Origin of the sequence: Erythrobacter sp. (assembly GCF_011765465.1) — a bacterium.
In the GTDB taxonomy this organism is placed as follows: domain Bacteria; phylum Pseudomonadota; class Alphaproteobacteria; order Sphingomonadales; family Sphingomonadaceae; genus Erythrobacter.
The window spans coordinates 2,987,620-3,006,995 of the sequence record NZ_CP050265.1; the positions used below are offsets into that span (position 1 = coordinate 2,987,620).

At 66.3% G+C, this 19,376-nt stretch carries 14 protein-coding genes; 6 read left to right on the forward strand and 8 right to left on the reverse strand.

The window, feature by feature from the left end:
- Positions 1 to 15: 15 nt before the first annotated feature.
- From lnt to G9473_RS14505, 3 genes are all read left to right on the forward strand, one after another.
- A complete protein-coding gene (gene lnt / locus G9473_RS14495; protein WP_291134256.1) occupies positions 16 to 1,641 on the forward strand; it encodes an apolipoprotein N-acyltransferase in 1,626 nt (541 codons plus the stop codon).
- Positions 1,642 to 1,740: 99 nt separating this feature from the next.
- The gene (gene metK, locus G9473_RS14500) at positions 1,741 to 2,988 is read left to right on the forward strand and encodes a methionine adenosyltransferase (RefSeq protein ID WP_291134259.1); all 1,248 of its coding nucleotides are present in this window, start codon (positions 1,741 to 1,743) and stop codon (positions 2,986 to 2,988) included.
- A gap of 36 nt (positions 2,989 to 3,024) precedes the next feature.
- Positions 3,025 to 4,236, forward strand: coding sequence for a DUF418 domain-containing protein (locus tag G9473_RS14505; RefSeq protein ID WP_291134262.1), 1,212 nt, complete (start codon positions 3,025 to 3,027; stop codon positions 4,234 to 4,236).
- Here the strand turns inward: G9473_RS14505 and G9473_RS14510 are convergent.
- Genes G9473_RS14510 through G9473_RS14525 form a run of 4 tightly spaced genes read right to left on the reverse strand, consistent with a single transcriptional unit; the run spans position 4,219 to position 7,599 of the window.
- Positions 4,219 to 5,388 carry a CaiB/BaiF CoA-transferase family protein gene (locus tag G9473_RS14510; RefSeq protein ID WP_291134264.1) on the reverse strand — a complete coding sequence of 390 codons (1,170 nt, stop codon included), beginning with the start codon at positions 5,386 to 5,388 and terminating at the stop codon, positions 4,219 to 4,221. The two genes, G9473_RS14505 and G9473_RS14510, sit on opposite strands and share 18 nt — an antisense overlap.
- Positions 5,389 to 5,391: 3 nt before the next feature.
- Positions 5,392 to 6,057, reverse strand: a complete 666-nt coding sequence (locus G9473_RS14515) for a CoA transferase subunit B (RefSeq protein WP_291134266.1) — start codon at positions 6,055 to 6,057, stop codon at positions 5,392 to 5,394.
- Positions 6,054 to 6,824, reverse strand: a complete 771-nt coding sequence (locus G9473_RS14520) for a hypothetical protein (RefSeq protein WP_291134269.1) — start codon at positions 6,822 to 6,824, stop codon at positions 6,054 to 6,056. Before G9473_RS14520 ends, G9473_RS14515 begins: the two co-directional genes overlap by 4 nt.
- Before the next feature lie 52 nt (positions 6,825 to 6,876).
- Positions 6,877 to 7,599: a CoA transferase subunit A gene (locus G9473_RS14525; RefSeq protein WP_291134272.1), complete on the reverse strand. Its 723-nt coding sequence runs from the start codon at positions 7,597 to 7,599 to the stop codon at positions 6,877 to 6,879.
- A gap of 502 nt (positions 7,600 to 8,101) precedes the next feature.
- Here G9473_RS14525 and G9473_RS14530 point away from each other — a divergent pair.
- Positions 8,102 to 10,408: a CDC48 family AAA ATPase gene (locus G9473_RS14530; RefSeq protein ID WP_291134275.1), complete on the forward strand. Its 2,307-nt coding sequence runs from the start codon at positions 8,102 to 8,104 to the stop codon at positions 10,406 to 10,408.
- Positions 10,409 to 10,418: 10 nt separating this feature from the next.
- Here the strand turns inward: G9473_RS14530 and G9473_RS14535 are convergent, their stop codons facing one another.
- A complete protein-coding gene (locus G9473_RS14535) occupies positions 10,419 to 11,510 on the reverse strand; it encodes a mechanosensitive ion channel family protein (RefSeq protein ID WP_367159109.1) in 1,092 nt (363 codons plus the stop codon).
- Between the two features lie 39 nt (positions 11,511 to 11,549).
- On the reverse strand, positions 11,550 to 14,387 hold the full coding sequence (gene polA, locus G9473_RS14540; protein ID WP_291134277.1) for a DNA polymerase I: 2,838 nt from the start codon (positions 14,385 to 14,387) through the stop codon (positions 11,550 to 11,552).
- A gap of 190 nt (positions 14,388 to 14,577) precedes the next feature.
- On the opposite strand from polA, the gene G9473_RS14545 reads away from it, so the two are divergent.
- Positions 14,578 to 14,925 carry a hypothetical protein gene (locus tag G9473_RS14545; protein ID WP_291134279.1) on the forward strand — a complete coding sequence of 116 codons (348 nt, stop codon included), beginning with the start codon at positions 14,578 to 14,580 and terminating at the stop codon, positions 14,923 to 14,925.
- A 97-nt stretch (positions 14,926 to 15,022) separates the two neighbouring features.
- On the opposite strand, the gene G9473_RS14550 is transcribed toward G9473_RS14545, so the two are convergent.
- Positions 15,023 to 16,057 carry a serine hydrolase gene (locus G9473_RS14550; protein ID WP_291134280.1) on the reverse strand — a complete coding sequence of 345 codons (1,035 nt, stop codon included), beginning with the start codon at positions 16,055 to 16,057 and terminating at the stop codon, positions 15,023 to 15,025.
- A gap of 282 nt (positions 16,058 to 16,339) precedes the next feature.
- Between G9473_RS14550 and G9473_RS14555 the strand changes: the two genes are divergently transcribed.
- Positions 16,340 to 18,634, forward strand: a complete 2,295-nt coding sequence (locus G9473_RS14555; protein WP_291134282.1) for a DUF305 domain-containing protein — start codon at positions 16,340 to 16,342, stop codon at positions 18,632 to 18,634.
- A 303-nt stretch (positions 18,635 to 18,937) separates the two neighbouring features.
- On the opposite strand, the gene G9473_RS14560 is transcribed toward G9473_RS14555, so the two are convergent.
- The gene (locus G9473_RS14560; protein ID WP_291134285.1) at positions 18,938 to 19,345 is read right to left on the reverse strand and encodes a host attachment protein; all 408 of its coding nucleotides are present in this window, start codon (positions 19,343 to 19,345) and stop codon (positions 18,938 to 18,940) included.
- Positions 19,346 to 19,376: the final 31 nt, after the last annotated feature.

The window sequence follows — 19,376 nt, forward strand, 5'->3', positions numbered from 1 at the left end:
GCTTGCCGATAATCGATGGACAATCGCGCCAAGGCATTGGTGAAATTCGCGCAGGCACGACCCGGTCTTGTCGCGTTCGCGCTCGGCCTCGTTGCCGCCACGGCCTATCCCCCGCTCCGCCTCTGGCCGGTCGGCCTCGCTTCGCTCGCCGTCCTGGTGTGGCACCTCCAGAGCGCGCCGGATTGGCGCGGAGCCGTGTGGCGCGGATACCTGTTCGGCTGGGCGCATCTGACGCTCGCCAACAACTGGATTGCGACCGCCTTCACCCATCAGGCGAAGATGCCGGAATTCCTCGGCTGGCTCGCCGTCCCGCTGCTGTGCGTCTATCTTGCGGTCTATCCCGCACTCGCGGCGCTCGCGGCGCATCTCGTGGCCCGCCGGATTGCGCCGCGCGGCTGGGGTATTGCGGTTTTCGGCACGCTGTTCGCAGCTGCATGGATCGTCACCGAATGGGTGCGAAGCTGGGCCTTCACCGGCTATCCGTGGCCGCCGCTCGGCCTGATGCTGCTCGGCCACCATGACGCGCCGGGGATTGCGCGGCTCCTGCCGTGGCTGGGCACCTATGCGCTCTCGGGTTTCACGCTCCTGCTCGCTACCTGCCTTGCAGCGACGCTGGCCTATCGTCGCTGGCTTGCGGCGGGGTTCGCCGGCGTTGCCATCCTCGCCGCGATGCTCCTTTCCCCGACGACCAGCGAGCCGCCGCGCGAGGGTATCCGCTATGCCCTGATCCAGCCGCTCATCCCGCAGAGCGAGATCAACGACGGGTCGAAGTTCGAGGAGCAGTTTCAGCGCATCGCCCGCCTCACCATGCCGGGGAACGAGGAATCGCGCCTTGTGCTCTGGCCCGAAAGCGCGATCCCCGACTATCTCGAGGACGGCTATCCGCTGCGCTATTATGCGCGAATGACCGCAGGGGCCGATCCCGAATATGCGCGCGAGCGGATCGGGCGAGTGATCGGAGCGGATTCGACGCTGCTGACGGGCGTCGTCAATCTCGATATCGGCCTGCGCGAGGACGGCAGCCTCGGCGCGGTCAGCGCGCGCAATTCGGTGCTGGCGCTGGGTGGCGATGGCGCGATCGAGGCGCATTATGCCAAGGCGCACCTCGTGCCCTACGGCGAATACCTGCCAATGGCATGGGCGCTCGAACGCCTCGGGCTTTCGCGCCTGACTGCGGGGACGATCGAATATGTCGCGGGGCCGGGGCCGCGCACGCTCGACCTCGGCGACCATGGCAGGGCGGGCATACAGATCTGCTATGAAATCGTCTTTTCCGGCGAGGTCGTCGATCCCGACAATCGCCCCGATTACATTTTCAATCCATCGAACGACGGCTGGTTCGGCGAATGGGGTCCGCCGCAACATCTCGCGCAGGCGCGAATGCGCGCGATCGAGGAGGGGCTGCCGGTGCTCCGCTCGACCACGACCGGCATAAGCGCGGTGATCGACGCGGACGGGATCGTGCGAGGACACATCGGGCGGGGCCAGGCGGGAAGGCTCGACGGGTTCGTGCCCTCGGCCAAGCCCCCGACGCTCTTTTCGCGCCTCGGAAACGCCCTGCCGCTCGGCTGGGCCGCCGTTCTGGCGCTCGCCGCGCTCGTCCTGCCGAGATTGCTTGCGCTGCGCCGCGCGCGGGGCTAGGGGCTTAGCCGCGAATGCCCGGACATAAAGATTTCCTTATATCTGCATAAGGGAACATGGGCCGGGCGACGGCTTGGACAACGAACCCCTGGGGGACTCATGCGCAGCGATTTCATCTTCACTTCCGAAAGCGTTTCCGAAGGCCATCCCGACAAGGTCTCCGACCAGATCTCGGATGCGATCGTCGATCTCATGCTCGCCAAGGATCCCGAATCCCGGGTCGCCTGCGAGACGATGACCACGACCCAGCGCGTCGTCCTGTCGGGCGAAATCCGCTGCAACCCGATGTACGACCCGACCCGCGAGGACTGGAAGTACAACAATTACTGGGCGCCCGGCGCGCGCGACGAGATCGAGGAAGCCGTGCGCCGGACCGTCGCCGAGATCGGCTATGAACAGGACGGGTTCCACTGGGAGACCCTGACCTTCGAAAACCACCTCCACGGCCAGTCCGCCCACATCGCGCAGGGCGTCGACGCGGGCGCGGAAGGTTCGAACAAGGACGAAGGCGCGGGCGACCAGGGTATCATGTTCGGCTTCGCCTGCGACGAGACCCCCGATCTCATGCCCGCGACGCTCGATTACAGCCACAAGATTCTCCAGCAGCTCGCCGAGGACCGCAAGTCGGGCGCCGCGCCCTTCCTCGAGCCCGATGCCAAGAGCCAGGTCACGCTGCGCTATGTCGACGGCAAGCCCGTCGCCTGCACCGCGGTCGTCGTCTCGACCCAGCACGCGCCGGGCTATCACGAGGGCGAAAAGGAAGCCGAGCTCAAGGCCTATGTGAAGAAGGTCGTCTCCGGCATCCTGCCCGAAGGCTTCATCTCCGATGATACGGCGTGGCACATCAACCCGACCGGCGCCTTCGAGATCGGCGGGCCGGACGGCGATGCCGGGCTCACGGGCCGCAAGATCATCGTCGACACCTATGGCGGCGCGGCTCCGCACGGGGGCGGAGCGTTCAGCGGGAAGGACCCGACCAAGGTCGACCGCAGCGCCGCCTACATCACGCGTTACCTCGCCAAGAACGTGGTCGCCGCGGGCCTCGCCTCGCGCTGCACGATCCAGATCGCCTATGCGATCGGCGTGTCCGAGCCGCTCTCGCTCTATGTGGACACCCACGGCACCTGCGCCGACGGCATCACCGACGAGGCGATCGAGAACGCGATCCGTGGCCTTGCCAAGCTCGGCGGCCTGACCCCGCGCGCGATCCGCACGCACCTTGGCCTCAACAAGCCGATCTATCGCAAGAGCGCGGCCTACGGTCATTTCGGTCGCCCGGCCGAAGGCGATCACTTCCCTTGGGAGCGAACCGACCTTGCGGACGACCTCAAGGCCGCGCTTTCCTGATTTCACCGGCGCCGCCGCCTGCTAGGGCCAATGCCCATGGTGGTGGCGCCGCAACCTTCCTCCGGACGAATTGCCGAGCTCGATGCCCTGAGGGGTGTCGCAGTGATCGGCATCGTCTGGCTGAACGTCCTTGTCTTCGCCCTGCCGAGCCAGGCTTATTACAACCCACTCGCCTGGGGCGGGGAAGGCGCCCTCGACCGGCTGGTCTGGGCGGCGAGCTTCGTCTTCGTCGAGGACAAGTTCCGCACGCTCTTCGCCATGCTGTTCGGCGCGGGCTGCCTGATCCTGTTCGACAAGGGGCGGGCACTCCGCGGCGTGGCGCTAGCCTGGCGTGCCCATTACGCGCGCATGGCGGTGCTGTTCGCCATCGGGCTCGTCCATGCGGTGCTGTTCGCGAATAACGACATCCTGCGCGCCTATGCGCTGGCGGGCTGCGCGCTGCCGTTCCTCGCCCCGCTCGCCCCGCGCGCTCTCGTGGCGGTCGCGATCGGCCTTATGACGATCCACGTCGGGTTCGGCTTCGTCGGATTCGGCGGCGCGATCCATGACTGGTTTACCGGTCGCATGGCGAGCGATGCGAGCTTCTTCGTCGAGCGCAATTACGGGACCGACCCGGCGGCGATCGCTTATATGCTCGAGCGCGGACAGGAGGCGCTGGGCGAACGGATCGGGCGGCGGGCCGAAGGCATCCCGGCGCAGCTCGGTGCGGTCGCTCTGTCGCTGCCGCTCAATCTTGCGTCCATCGCGCTCGGGATGGCGCTGTGGCGCAGTGGGATGCTGGCGGGCAAGTGGCGCCTCTTCCGGCTCCAGCGGCTCGCGGCAGCCTGTGCGCTGGGGGCGATTCCCGCGCTCTTGGCGTTGGCGTGGTTCATCGCGGTCAACGGCTTTCCCGGAGCGCTGGCTGGGGCGGGGAGTCTCGTCGTCTCGGCACCTTTCGACACGCTGCTCGGCCTCGCCTATGCCGCACTCGCCATGGCGTTTTTCACGCCCGGAGGCGCTGTCACGCGGCTGCTCACACCGGTGGGTCGGCTCTCGCTGACCAATTACCTGATGACCTCGGTGATCCTCGCGAGCATTTTCGCGCCGTGGGGTCTGGGCCTGTTCGCCGCGGTCAGCCGCGTCGAGGCGCTGGCGATCAGCTTCGTGCCGATCATTGCCATGCTCGCTTGGTCGCCGTTCTGGGCCGCGCGCTTCGGGAAAGGCCCGTTCGAGCGGCTGTGGCGGGGCGCTTCACGCCTTATTGGCTGAATCGTCGTGCTCACCCAGCAGGGGCGAGGGCCGGTCGAGTGCCAGTTCGGCGTGCGAAAAGGTAAAGGGGCTGCGCACCCCGGCCATTCCGCCGAGTTCCACCTTCATCCCGCGCGCCTCTATCTGCGGATCGGCGAAGACTTCGTCCAGTCGGTTGATCGGGCCGGCAGGCACACCTGCGGCATGGCAGGCATCGAGCAGCGCCGCTTTCGTCCATTCCGCCGTCGCCACCGCGATCTCGGCATCGAGCGCCGCCGCGTTCGCGACCCGCTCGCCATTGTGCATGAAGCGAGGATCGTCCGACCAGTCGCTCCGCCCAAGCAGGTCGGCGAGCTTGTGGAACAGCCCGTCATTGGCAGGCGCGAGGATCACGTGGCCGTCCTTCGCCGGGAACACGCCATAGGGCGCGACCTGCGCGTGGGCATTGCCCATGCGCGGTGGGTTCGCGCCGGTGGCAAATTGATAGGTCGCCTGGTTCGAGAGCAGGCCGACAGAGCAATCCATCAGGCTCATGTCGACGTGCTGGCCGCGGCCTGTCCGCTCGCGCATCAGCAGCGCCGCCTGGATGCCGTTCACCGCCCAAACGCCGGTGGCAAGATCGGATATCGAGATGCCCATCTTCACCGGCGTGCCTTCGGGCTCGCCGGTCAGCGACATGAAGCCGCTCATTCCCTGGATCACGAAATCATACCCCGCCTCGTGCGCGCGCGGGCCAGTGTGACCGAAGCCGGTGATGGAGCAGTAGACGAGCCGTTCATTCGAAGGCGCAAGCGAGACGTAGTCGAGGCCGAACTTGGCGAGGCTGCCGGTCTTGAAATTCTCGATCACCACGTCCGCGCCGAGGCACAGCTCGCGCACCTTGGCGAGATCGCGTTCGTCGCGGAAATCGGCGGTGATTCCTCGTTTCCCCCGGTTGCAGGCATGGTAATAGGCCGCCTCGCGCTGCGGCTTTCCGTCCGGTCCTGCGCGCTCGACCCAGGGCGGGCCCCATGCGCGCGTGCCGTCGCCTTCGGGGCTCTCGACCTTGATAACGTCCGCGCCGAGATCGGCGAGGATCTGCCCGGCAAACGGCCCGGCGAGCACCCGCGCCAGCTCGACCACCTTGAGCCCGGCGAGCGGGGCATTCGGATTGCGCGGGCTTTCTAGCCACATGGCTCAGGCGGTCTCCAGCGCGGTTTCGTAATGCGCCGTGGTCTTTTCCGCGACCTCTTGCGCGGTGACGCCGGGCGCGAGTTCGATCAGGCGGAACGGGCTGTTCTTGTCCGGGCGCTGGAACACGCCGAGATTGGTGATGATCATGTCGACCACACCTGCGCCCGTCAGCGGCAGGGTGCATTCGGGGATGAACTTCGGGCTTCCGTCCTTGGCGGTGTGGTCCATGACGACGATGATCTTCTTGACCCCGGCGACGAGATCCATCGCGCCTCCCATGCCCTTGATCATCTTGCCCGGGATCATCCAGTTGGCGATGTCGCCGTTCTCCGCCACTTCCATCGCGCCCAGCACGGTGAGGTCGATATGCCCGCCGCGGATCATCGAAAAGCTCGTCGCGCTGTCGAAATAGGCGCTGTGGGGCAGCTCGCTGATGGTCTGTTTCCCCGCATTGATGAGGTCCGGGTCGACCTCGTCCTCGTAGGGAAACGGCCCGATGCCGAGCATCCCGTTCTCGCTCTGCAGCGTCACCATCATCCCTTCGGGGATGTGATTGGCCACCAGCGTCGGGATGCCGATGCCGAGATTGACGTAATAGCCGTCCTCCAGCTCCTGCGCGGCGCGCGCCGCCATCTGGTCGCGGGTCCAGCCCTTGGGTTCGTCGGTCATTGTGTCGGCCTTTGTTCTGAAAGTGAAAGCGACGGGACGAGAAACCATCCGTCGCCGATCAGGAGTTCGAGGCCGAGCGCGGCCTCGGGGTTGACGAGATAAGCGTAGAGTTCGTCGAAATCCTCGCGTTCGTCGCCCGCGATCGCGACGAGGCAGGTGCGGGCGGCAAGGTCCTCGCGCCGGGTCTGCTTGCGGTCGCCGGGATAGCGCATGAGCAGGAGTGTATCGTCGCCATCGGGGTCGAGTCCGGCCTCGGCGAGCGCCTCACGAAGCGCGCCCGCATGGGCCGCCGACTGGCCGGAGATCCAGGCGATTTCGACCCCCGCCCGGCGCAGGCGCGATAGGCCGACCGACAGGTCCGGATCGGCGGAAACGTCCAGCTCGGCGGGCAGCATCCCGCCTGCTGGGTCGAGGTCGATCAGGACCGACGGCGTTTGGGCAGCGCAGGGCTTGAGCTCGGCGCTTAGCGAAGCGGGCTCAGCAAGAAGGGCAGAGTCCCGCGAGCCGTCGCTCGCTGCCATGGAGGCCGCGGCCTCGGCGAAAGCGAGGAAGTTTGCGAATGGGCCCATGGGGACATTCTCGCGCGGCCGGACGGGATCCGCGACGAGAAACAGATCGGAGGTGGCAGCCTCTGGCATGACGCTCTTAGGCGTGTCGCCCTCTATCGCGAGCGCGGGATCGCGACCGTCCATGCCGCTGCGCAGGACCGCCCCGCCAGCAACGACCGGGATTGCCGCTGCGACGCAGCCCGACAAGATGCCGACCAAGGCAACAAGGGCGGCGGGGACAAGGAGGCGGCGGAACGGCACGGACGCTCCCTCAGGCGGTTTCCCGTTCGCGTACCGTGCGGAACTCGATCTTCTTGTCGTAAGGCGCGCCGAGCACCAGCCGGTTCACGAACACGCCCGGCAGGTGGATCTGGTCGGGATCGAGCGCACCTGCAGGCACGATTTCCTCGACCTCGGCGACGCAGACCCTGCCACAGGTCGCAGCGGGCTGGTTGAAGTTACGCGCGGTCTTGCGGAAGACGAGGTTGCCTGTCTCGTCGGCCTTCCACGCCTTGACGATCGACAGGTCGGCGAAGATCCCGCGCTCGAGAATGTAGGTCGACATCACGCCGTCCGGATCGGGGAATTCCTTGTGCTCCTTGCCTTCCGCGACCTGCGTGCCGACGCCGGTTTTCGTGTAAAAACCGGGGATGCCCGCGCCGCCCGCGCGCATCCGTTCGGCGAGCGTGCCTTGCGGGCAAAACTCGACTTCGAGTTCACCGGAGAGGAACTGCCGCTCGAATTCCTTGTTCTCGCCGACATAGGAGGAGATCATCTTCCTCACCTGGCGGGTGCGCAGCAGCTTGCCGATGCCTTCGTTGTCGATCCCGGCATTGTTGCTGGCGAACGTCAGCCCGGTGACGCCGCTGTCGCGGATCGCGTCGAGCAAGCGTTCCGGGATCCCGCACAGGCCGAAGCCCCCGGCTGCGATCAGCATGTCGTTTTCAAGCACGCCCTCGAGGGCGCTGGCGGCGTCGGGGTAGAGCTTGCTCATGGATGTCCTCGATTGTGTCGGGATCGGTCTGGCGGCTGATTAAAGCCTTGTCCCGCCGCTGTCACGCGCGCCCTGCAGGAGTGTTTGGCAAGCGCGGCAAAGGCAGCGAATCATGCTGCAATGCAAAAGGATTCGCCGCGCGATGCTGCCGAAAATTCGGGCAGATGCCGCCTCCCCGTGCACATAATGTGCAAGATTTGGCACATGAGGCCCTTTGCGGGCATCATGTGGTGCGTAATTTTCATCAAACCATGCGCCATTCGCACTTGCACAAATTGCCGTTCCGGGGCATATCCAAGCTGCCTTTCAGGCATCCTCTCCCAAACTTTTCTAGCCCGGCCTTCGTGCCGGGCTTTTTTCTGTCCGCTTTCAGCAGGTCGGCGCGTGGCTCGCCGTCCGATGGACGAACCGGCGCGCCGCGCGCGCGCTTGCCCCTATTTGCAATGCGCGCGCGGCCTTCCTAGCTAGCTGCGAAAGCCCAGATGCAGCCGGAGGATCGCCCATGGTCGATGCCGAAACCGCCAATAACGCCCGCACCGCGCGACTCCAGGTCGCTCCTGCTCGTCAGGAGGAATCGGGCCAAGGCATAGCGCGTATGCCGCGCTCGGCGTTCCAGGCGCTCGGCATCACCGAGGGCGACGTGGTCGAGATTGCCGGCAAGCGTTCGACTGCCGCGATCGCCATGGCCGCCTATCCCGAGGACGAAACGCTCGACGTGGTGCGCCTCGACGGCCTCCAGCGCGGCAATGCCGAGGCGGCATCCGGCGAGCACGTCGAGATTTCCGCCGCGCGCTCGCGTCCCGCCACTCGAGTAGTGTTCGCCCCGGCCCAGCGCGAAATGCGCCTGCAGGGCCCGACCCAGGCATTGAAGCGCAATTTCTTCCGGAAGCCGCTGGTCGCCGGCGACCTCGTCGCCACGACGGGCCAACAGCCGGTCCAGAATATGCCGTCCGATGTGCGACAGCTCCTGCGCGCGCCCGCTTATGCGCTGACCCAAATTCGCCTTTCGGTCGCTTCGACCAGTCCCAAGGGCATCGTCCATATCGACGAGAACACCGAGGTGGAGCTGCGCACCGAATTCGAGGAGCCCCGCGACGCGCGCGCGGTGGTCAATTACGATGATGTCGGCGGCATGGACGACACGATCCAGCAGCTGCGCGAAATGGTCGAGCTGCCGCTGCGCTATCCCGAGCTGTTCACGCGCCTCGGTGTCGATCCGCCCAAGGGCGTGCTGCTGCATGGCCCGCCCGGCACCGGCAAGACCCGTCTCGCGCAGGCCGTTGCGAATGAAAGCGACGCGGAATTCTTCACCATCAACGGGCCGGAAATCATGGGCTCGGGCTATGGCGAATCGGAAAAGCGCCTGCGCGAAGTGTTCGAGGAAGCGAGCCGCGCCGCGCCGGCAATCGTCTTCATCGACGAAATCGATTCGATCGCGCCCAAGCGCCAGCAAGTGCCGGGCGAGGCGGAAAAGCGCCTCGTCGCCCAGCTGCTCACGCTGATGGACGGGCTCGAGGCGCGCTCAAACCTCGTCGTCATCGCCGCCACCAACCGGCCCGACGCGATCGACGAGGCGCTGCGCCGACCGGGACGCTTCGACCGCGAAATCGTCATCGGCGTGCCTGACGAGCGCGGACGGCGGGAAATCCTCTCGATCCACACCCGCGGGATGCCGCTCGAGGACGCGGTCGACTTGAAGGAACTCGCCCGCGTGACCCACGGCTTCGTCGGGGCGGATATCGCTGCTCTAGCCCGCGAGGCGGCGATCGACGCGGTGCGCCGGATCATGCCGCGATTGGACCTCGACGAGAGGACGATCCCGCCCGACGTGCTGGAAGACCTGTGCGTGACCCGCGCCGATTTCCTTTCGGCGCTGAAACGCATCCAGCCTTCGGCCATGCGCGAGGTCATGGTGCAGGTGCCGAACGTCCAGTGGTCGGACATCGGCGGCGCGAACGAGGCGATCGAGCGGCTCAAGGAAGGGATCGAGCTTCCGCTCAGAAACCCGCAAGCCTTCCGTCGGCTCGGCATTCGCCCGGCCAAGGGTTTCCTGCTCTACGGCCCGCCCGGTACCGGCAAGACCCTGCTCGCCAAGGCCGTGGCGAAAGAGGCCGAGGCCAATTTCATCTCGATGAAAAGTTCGGACCTGCTGTCCAAATGGTACGGCGAAAGCGAGCAGCAGATCGCCCGGATGTTCGCCCGCGCGCGCGCGGTGGCGCCCTGCGTCGTGTTCATCGACGAGATCGACAGCCTGGTCCCCGCCCGCGGCTCCGCGCAGGGCGAGCCGCAGGTGACGGGCCGGGTGGTCAACACGATCCTCGCCGAAATGGACGGTCTCGAGGAATTGCAGTCGGTCGTCGTGATCGGCGCGACCAACCGCCCAACGCTGGTCGACCCCGCCCTGCTGCGGCCCGGTCGGTTCGACGAACTCGTCTTCGTCAGCACCCCCGACAAGGCCGGGCGCGAGCACATCCTGCGCATTCATACGGCCAAAATGCCGCTCGCCGATGATGTCGACCTCGCCACCGTCGCGGCCGAGACCGAGCGGTTCACCGGGGCCGATCTCGAGGACGTGGTGCGCCGCGCCGGGCTCGGCGCGCTGCGCCGGGTGGGGAGCGACGTGCAGGAGGTCGTCGCCGAGGACTTCAAGGCGGCGCTCAAGGAATCGCGCGCAACGGTCACGGCGAAGATGGAAGACGAATACCGCCGGATGCAGGGCGAGCTGAAGAAGCGTGCCGCCGAGGTCCAGCCGATCGGATTCGTCGTCCCGGAAACGCTGGAACCCGTGCGCGACAAGAAGCACGGCTAGGAACCGAGGCTTAGCCGGGCAGGATGTCGACCCCGTCCCTGTCGATCGGCTCGACCCTGCGCCGCGCGATCGCTTCGGGCATTTCGTCGCGGATGAAGGCCATCATCGCCTCGCGTATCTGACAGCGAAGGTCGAAGGCGGTCCCGGCATCCTTCGCGCTCATCAGCAGGCGGACCTCGATGTAGTCGGGTGCGGTGTCGGTCACCTGCACCACCTGCACCCGCTCGTCCCACAGCGGATTGGCGGTGATGAGCTCCTCGTATTTCGCCCGCACCTTCCCGACATCCGCCATCGGGTCGAGATGGAGGAAGACCGTGCCGAGCAGCTGCGAACTGCGTCGGGTCCAGTTCTGGAATGTCTCGTCGAGGAACTTGTGGACCGGGACCACCAGCCGCCGCTCGTCCCAGATGCGCACGATGACGTAGGTCGTGCGGATGTCCTCGATCCGGCCCCATTCGCCCTCTACGATGACGACGTCGTCGATCCGGATCGGCTCGGTCAACGCCATCTGCAGCCCGCCGATCAGCGCCTTGAGCGCCGGTTGCGCCGCCGCGCCGACCGCAAGCGCGGCAAGGCCCGCCGAAGCCATCAGGGTCACGCCGATGTCGCGGATCCCGGGGATCGACAGCAGCATCAGCCCGACGGTGACGAAGATGATGGCGAAGGTCCCGATCCGGCTGAAGATCGCAAGCCGCGTGCGCCGCCTGCGCGCCTCGAGATTGTCCTCGACATCGATATCGGCGCGCAGTTCCAGCGCCTTGACCGTCGCGCGCATGATCGACAGCGCCATCCAGCCGATCAGCAGGGGCAGGACGAAGCCCGCTACCGCCTGCCACACCGTGTCGAGCACCGGCATGGTCCGCGCCGCCAGCACCAGCGCGAGGGCGACGATCGCCCAGCGGCTCGGCCGGACGAGTTCGCCGACGACGATGTTGTCGGCCTCGCTCTCGCTCGCATGGGCGACCCGGCGCAGGATACGAAAGAGAACGCCGTGAACGAGAAGCGCCACGGCGACCGCGATGCCTGCCGCCAGCGCCGCCGCGGCAACGTCGCCCCAGTCGCTCGGCAGCAGCCCGCGCATCCGGTCGATCCACGCATTCATCAGGCCGGACCCTAGAGACTAAAGCGCCGTGCGTCACGGTCAGTGTGCCGCGTCCCACGAAGCGCCGGTGCCGATCTCGACACCGAGCGGGACATCGAGCTTGACCGAAGGCAGCGCCGCCTCGGCCATGACCCGCTCGATCACTGGCGAGGCGGCGGCAACGTCGCTCTCGGGCAGTTCGAAGACCAGTTCGTCGTGGACCTGCAGCAGCATCCGCACATCCGGCAGGCCCGCATCCCTCAGCGCGGGCAGCATCCGCACCATCGCCCGCTTGATGATATCGGCGCTGGTTCCCTGGATCGGCGCGTTGATCGCCGCGCGTTCGGAACCCTGGCGCTCGGCCTGGTTTTTCGAATTGATCCGCGGGAACCACGTCTTGCGGCCGAACAGGGTCTGCGAATAGCCGCGCTCGCGCACGGTTTCCAATGTCTCGGCGATGTAGCGCTGGATGCCGGGGAAGCGCTGGAAATAGGTGTCGATCATGTCCTGCGCCTCGTCCGGATCGACTTCGAGCCGCCCGGCAAGGCCCCAGCGGCTGATTCCGTAGAGGATCGCGAAATTGATCGTCTTGGCCCGCGCGCGGGTGTCGCGGGTGACTTCGCCGAACATCTCGGTCGCGGTGCGGGCGTGGATGTCCTCGCCGTTCGCGAAAGCCTGTTTCAGCGTGTCGACATCGGCCATGTGCGCGGCGAGGCGCAGCTCGATCTGCGAATAGTCGGCCGCGAGCAGGACATTGCCTTCCTCGGGCACGAAAGCCTCGCGGATCTGCCGCCCGATCGCGGTCCTGACCGGGATGTTCTGCAGGTTGGGGTCGGTCGAGCTCAATCGCCCGGTCTGCGCACCCACGAGGCTGTAGCTCGTATGCACGCGCCCCGTCGCCGGATTGATCGCGGCCTGGAGGGCATCCGTGTAGGTCGATTTCAGCTTCGACAGCTGCCGCCATTCGAGCACCAGCCGCGCGATGGGCGCGCCTTCGGCGGCGAGCTTTTCGAGCACCGACACGTCGGTCGAATACTGCCCGCTCTTGCCCTTGCGCCCGCCCTTGTAGCCCAGCTTGTCGAACAGGATCTCGCCCAGCTGCTTGGGGCTGCCAACGGTGAATTCCTGCCCGGCGGCTTCGTGGATTTCCCCCTCGAGCCGCCCGATCTCCTTGGCGAATTCCTCCGACAGTTTCGCCAGCCGTGCGCGGTCGACCTTGATGCCCTCGCGCTCCATCCCCGCGACGACAGGAATCAGCGGTCGGTCGACCCGTTCGTAGATCCGGCTCCCGCCCTCTACCGCAAGCCGGGGCTTGAGCAGCGTGTAGAGCCGCCAAGTGATGTCCGCGTCCTCGGCCGCGTATTCGGTCGCGCGGTCGAGCGGCACCTCGCCGAAAGGGATCGCCTTCTTGCCGGTCCCGCACACGTCCTTGTAGGCGATCGCGGTGTGGGCGAGGTGGCGCTGGCACAGCTCGTCCATGCCGTGCCCGCCGCCGATCCCGTCCTCGGACCGCCCGGCATCGAGCGCGAAGCTGATGATCATCGTGTCCTCGACAGGGCTCACCGTGACACCATGGCGGGCGAGGACGTTGAGATCGTATTTGCCGTTCTGGAAGACCTTGATGACGGCCTCGTCGGCGAGAAGCCGGCCGAGCGCGGCCAGCGCCGCGTCGCGTTCGACCTGCTGCGGTTTCTCGGCGAACATATCGGCTGAGCCGTGGGCGAGCGGGACGTAGCAGGCTTCGTTCGGCCCCACCGCGAGGCTCACCCCGACCAGATCGGCCTGCATCGCATCAAGAGAAGACGTCTCGGTATCGACCGCCACGAGCCGGGCCGCACGTGCTCGTTCGATCCAGCGTTCGAGCGCATCCATCGTCTGGACCGTTTCGTAGGCGCTGCGATCCACGGCGGGCATTTCGGGCGGCGGCTGGCGATTGCCTTCCGCCGTGCCGTCCTCGCCCGCACGCTTCTCGCCTACCGGGTCGAGATTGTTCGGCCTTTCGGGGCTGCCGTGCCCATTTCCCAGCCGCCGCAGGAGTGAGGTGAAGCCGTGTTTTTCGAGGAAGGCGGCGAGCGGTTCGGGCGGCACCTTGGAGAGTTTCATCTCTTCGATCGGCTGGGGGAGGTCGCAGTCCTCCTTGAGCGTGACGAGCACCCGGCTCATCTCGGCGTCGGCGCGGCCTTCTATGAGGCGCTCCTTGAGCTTCGATTTCTTCATCTCCGGCGCGTGGTCGAGCGCGGCGGCAAGCGAGCCGTGTTCGGCGATCAGCTTGCTCGCGGTCTTTGGGCCGATGCCGTAGATGCCGGGGATGTTGTCGACGCTGTCGCCCATCAGCGCAAGCACGTCGCCGACCAGTTCCGGACCGACCCCGAATTTCGCTTCGACCTCGGGAATGTAGAGCCGCTGGCTCTTCATCGTGTCGAGCATATCGATGCGGGCTCCGTCGACTTCGCCGACGAGCTGCATCAGGTCCTTGTCGCTAGAGACGATCGTCACGTCCCAGCCCTTGCGCTGCGCTTCGCGGGAGTAGGAGGCGATGAGGTCGTCCGCTTCCAGCCCGGCTTCCTCGATGCAGGGCAGGCTGAAGGCGCGCGTCGCATCGCGTATGAGCGGGAATTGCGGGCGCAGGTCCTCTGGCGGCTCGGGCCGGTTGGCCTTGTATTCGGGGTAGATCTCGTTGCGGAAGCTCTTGGAATCCTTGTCGAGGATGACCGCGAGATGGGTCGGACCGTCGGCCGCGTCGAGATCCTCGGCGAGCTTCCACAGCATCGTGGTGTAGCCGTAGACCGCGCCCACCGGCGTGCCTTCCGGGTCGGTCAGCGGCGGGAGGCGGTGATAGGCCCGGAAAATATAGGAGGAGCCGTCGACGAGGTAGAGGTGGTTGCGCGTCTGTCCCATGCTGGCCTGCTAGCACCACGCAAAGGCGGGCGTAAGCCGCTTTGCAGAAGGGGGCGCGAGAGGCACCTTTCGCTTGCCTTGCCACATTCTCGCCATTATTGGGGGGCGAGCCGGGATAGGGGTCCGGCTTTCTCGCGGCTCTGCAAGCGCGGCTGCGTGACGTCACTCGCTGAAGAAGGAATGCAAACTCATGCGTAAGTTCGTTCTTGCTGCCGCAGTCGCCACCTCGGCACTCACCCTCGCAGCTTGCGGTGAAACCGCCGAAGCGCCCGACGGGACCGTCGATGAAATGAACGCCGACGCCGATTCGGTCGTCGAGGATGCCACTGCGACCGCCGAGGAAGGCATGGCCGATATGGAAGCGGGCGCCGAAGAGGCCGGCGAAGCGGCCGAGGAAACCGTCGAAGGCGCTGCCGGGGATGCCGCCGAAGAAGCCGATGCGGCGGGCGATGCCGCCTCGCGTATGCTCGACAAGGCGGTCGACAAGGCCATCGAAAAGGGCGAAGCCGCCGCCGACAAGGCGATGGCCGATATGTAATCTTCGCGTTCCCGCCCAAGGCGGGATGCCGGGAATACAAAAAAGGGCGGCGCCGGTCAGGCGTCGCCCTTTTTCACGTGGAACATCGCGGGAACGGTCAGCCGCCCGTGCGCGGTGCGCTGGTCCAGTTGATTCCGTCGTTATCGCGCAGCTTCGCCTTCGCATCGAAGCCGTCGTAGAGCGCCCGCGCGATCGCGGCGATCCGCCGTTCGCGGGCGAGGCGCGAGCCCTGCCCGGTGACGTAGATCGCCACCGCGATAGCGCGCCCGTCGGGATATTCGATGATGCCGATGTCGCTGGAAGTGTTGTTGAGCGAGCCGGTCTTGTGGCTCACCACCGCCTCGTCCGGCATATTGGCGACGATCCGGCGCCTGCCCGTGACTGTCCGGCTCATCGCGCCGAGCAGCACCTGGCGATGCTCGTCGGAAAGGAAATCGCCCCGATAAAGCCCCTGCAGAAGCCGCACCATCGCCTTGGGCGTGGCCGCGTCGCGTGGGTCGATATAGGCTGCCGGGTCGTATTCGCCGTCGTCGCGCACCAGCGTCGCGATGTCGCGGTCGATGCTGAATTCGTTGATCCCCTGTCGCCGGACCCATCCATTGACCTTTTCCGGCCCGCCCACCGCGGCGAGCAGCGCATCGGTCGCAGGGTTGCTCGAACGAGTGATCATGATTTCGATGAGGTCGATCGCCCGCATATGCTTCCCCTCGCGCACGGGCGCTTTGGGCGAGGAGAATTTGGCCGAGCGGATCGGGATCATCAGCGGCCATTCCGAGGTCAGCGAGAATTGGCCCTTTTCGACCATGTCGAGATAAGTGGCGGCAACCGCAATCTTGCTGGTCGAGGCCATCGGGAAAAGCTGGTCGCCCAGCACCGCGATCTGCTCTCCGGTCTGAAGGTCGAGTGCGGCCACTCCGATGCGACCCTTCGATCCGTCTGCAAGCTCCGCGATGCGCTGCTCGAAGGAGCTCTCATAGATCGCCTCGAATGTCTGCGGCGTGCGCAGCTCTGTCCCGAAGGCGTCATCGAAGCGCGAGGCGAGATCGGTGCCCTGCGCGCTGAGCGGCGCGCCGAGCAGCGCAAGCACGCCGAAAAGGATGGCAAGAAGGGAAAATCGCTGCTGTGGGGCCATGGGCTAAGTCTAGGTCCTCGTGGTTGCCGCGGGCTTAATGCCATTGTCTAGGGCGGTGCGATTCCCCGCGGCAAGGGCAAATGGCTGTCCCCTGCGGCGAATGGTGCGCCAGCCGCGACGCGGACCCGGGCGGCGCTGTTCCTTCCCTTTGCAATCCGCGGGCCGTTGGGCGGTTCCCGCGCCACCTTCGTCGAATGGACGGCGCGATCCCGGCGATGCCTCTTGACTGCGTCGCACGGCAAGGCAGTTTGCCCGTCAATCCATCTCATCACGGGGACCTTCATGACCAATATCCGTTTTCGCGCGCGCGCTGCACGCACGACTCTCGCCGCCCTGCTGGTCGGCTCGTCCACTATCGCCTTCGCCCAGAGCGCACCGATCGTTCAGCCCGGCGCGCCGGGTCAGGAAAGTCGCGACCTGTCGGCGGAAGAAGCGGTCAAGCTTGCCGGGTCGAGCTACACGCGCGCCGACGTCAAGTTCATGCAGGACATGATCGTCCACCATGCCCAGGCCGTCGAGATGGCCATGCTGGTCAAGGACCGCACCAACACCGAGGACATCGTCGCCGTTGCCGGCCGGATCGAGGCAAGCCAGGAAGACGAGATGGCCTTCATGCGCGAATGGCTCGAAGCGCGCGGCGAACCGCTCCACATGGCGATGCCGGCGGGCCACGACCACCGCGCGCACCACGCGATGATGGGCATGGCGACGCCCGAACAGATGAAGGCGCTCGCCGCCGCCGAGGGCGCGGAATTCGACCGCCAGTTCCTCACCCTGATGATCGCCCACCACGAAGGCGCGCTCGACATGGTGGACAAGCTGCTCGCCCAGCCCGGCAGCGCCGCCGACCCCGTCCTCTACCGCTTCATCGGCGATGTCGAAAACGACCAGAAAAGCGAGATCGAACGGATGGACGTCCTGCTCGCCGGCCTTTCGCCCGATCCGCGCGCCGGGCTTGCGGCAGGCTTCGACGACGCGGGCGAGGCGATCTCCAACCTGCGCCTCGTCGCCAGCCTGAGGAAGCCCGCCGGCTTCTTCAATCCCGACAACCCGGCCGACCTGCGCCCCGCCATCCCGCCTCGCGAGGATGAAGCGGAGGAGGCCGCCGAGGACGTCGCCGAAGCCGCCGAAGAAGTCGCCGCCGCCGCTGCGGAGGAGGGCGAGGACGAAACCCCGACCCGGATGGAGGACAAGGAAGAGAGCCTCACCCAGTTCGCCGAACGCTCGCCGCTGCTCGATTTCGCGAACACCGACATGGCGTTCTTTGACGACATCATGGTCGCGGGCAACTACCACGGTTTCAACATCTACCGGCTCGGCGAGGACGGCGTGCCTGCGCTCATGTCCTCGGTCGTCTGTCCCGGCGGGCAGGGCGACGTCTCGGTCGTCGGCGACATCCTCGTGATGAGCGTCGAGCAGACCCGCGGGCGGGTCGATTGCGGCCTCCAGGGGGTCGAGGGCGACGTCAGCGAGGACCGCTTCCGCGGCCTTCGCATCTTCGACATTTCCGACCTTCGCCGTCCGCGCCAGGTCGGCGGGGTGCAGACCTGCCGCGGCAGCCACACCCACTCGATCGTCAGCGCGGACGATGAAAAGATCGTCGTCTACAATTCGGGCACCTCGAGCGTGCGCGACAGCGAGGAACTTGCCCGCTGCGTCGACAACCCGGCCTCGACCCGGACCGCCTATTTCAGCATCGACATCATCGAGATCCCGCTCGCCGACCCGTCCAAAGCGCGGATCGTCAGCTCGCCCCGCGTCTTCGCCGATGACGAGACCGGCGAGATCGCGGGCCTGTGGAAAGGCGGCGAAAGCGGCGAGGGCACGCAGTACACACGCCGCACCGACCAGTGCCACGACATCACCGTCTTCCCGTCCAAGAACCTCGCCGCCGGCGCCTGTTCGGGCAACGGCATCCTCATGGACATTTCCGATCCCTATAACCCGAAGCGTATCGACGCGGTCTTCGACAAGGGCTTCGCCTACTGGCACTCGGCGACTTTCAACAATGACGGGACCAAGGTGATCTTCACCGACGAATGGGGCGGGGGCGGTCGCCCGCGCTGCCGTGCTTCGGACCCGCTCGACTGGGGCGCCGACGCGATCTACGACATCGTTGACGGCAAGCTCGAATATCGCAGCCATTACAAGATGCCCGCTCCGCAGACGGACATGGAGAACTGCGTCGCGCACAATGGCTCGATCATCCCCGTGCCGGGCCGCGACATCTTCGTGCAGTCGTGGTACCAGGGCGGTATCAGCGTGGTGGATTTCACCGACAGCGCGAACCCCAAGGAAATCGCCTTCTTCGACCGCGGCCCGATCAGCGACGAGCAGATGGTCGTCGGCGGCTACTGGTCGTCCTATTGGTACAACGGACGCATCTACGGGACCGAGATCACCCGCGGCATCGACGTCTTCGCATTGGAGCCGAGCGAGCACCTGACCGAGGCGGAAATCGCCGCGGCCGAGGCGGCGTCCTATGCCGGGGAGCGCTTCAACCCGCAGACCCAGACCGAAGTGACGTGGTCCGATGCCGCGATCAAGGCGGCCGAGGCGAGCCGCAAGGGCGGCTGACACCTGAACGGCGCGGCGCGTGAGGATCACGCGCCGCGCCGATCGGGGGCGAGAAAGGTGACAAAGGTTACACCCTGTCACCTTTGCGCTCCGCCGATTCCGCCTTTCCGTTCAGTCAGCTGAACGCGAAATGCGCGCTCCGGACAATTGGGGGTGAGCGCCGAGAATCCCCGTTAAGGGGCGCAATCTTGCTCCTCACCATGCCAAAGAGCCGCGCGCGGTCTAGCGGGCAGGGGCGGGGTAGGAAATGCAGCTCTCGGGCCGGATGCGCCCGGTTGGGTCGGCGCGTCCGGGCGCTGCAGCTCAGGCCGCCTCGATCGCCTTTTCGATCTCTTCGGTGGAGACGTTGGTGAGCGTCTTGTCGATCTCGCCGACGAGGCGCTTTTTCAACTCGGTGTGATAATGCTGGCGCATCTCGCCCAGCGTCTTGGGATCGGCGATCACAAGTATGTCGTGCAGGTCGCCGTCGATGGCCTTCGCGTTGAGCCATTCCGCCGCTGCCGCGCCGTGGGCGAGTTCGTTGAGATCGGTCCGGCCGAGCCGCTGGCCGTGATCGTCCTGGTGGCGGATCCCGGCGCTGAAATTGGTCGCGGCGAGCTTGGGATTGTCCTCCGCCGCCAGCTTGGGCTCGAAGATCTGGCCTTCGTTGCGGAACAGGGCGAAGCTTTCTCCGTCGACCACGGCGACATGGGCTTTTGCGGGTAATTTCATGGACTTTCCTCCTCTTTACCCGACCAACGCG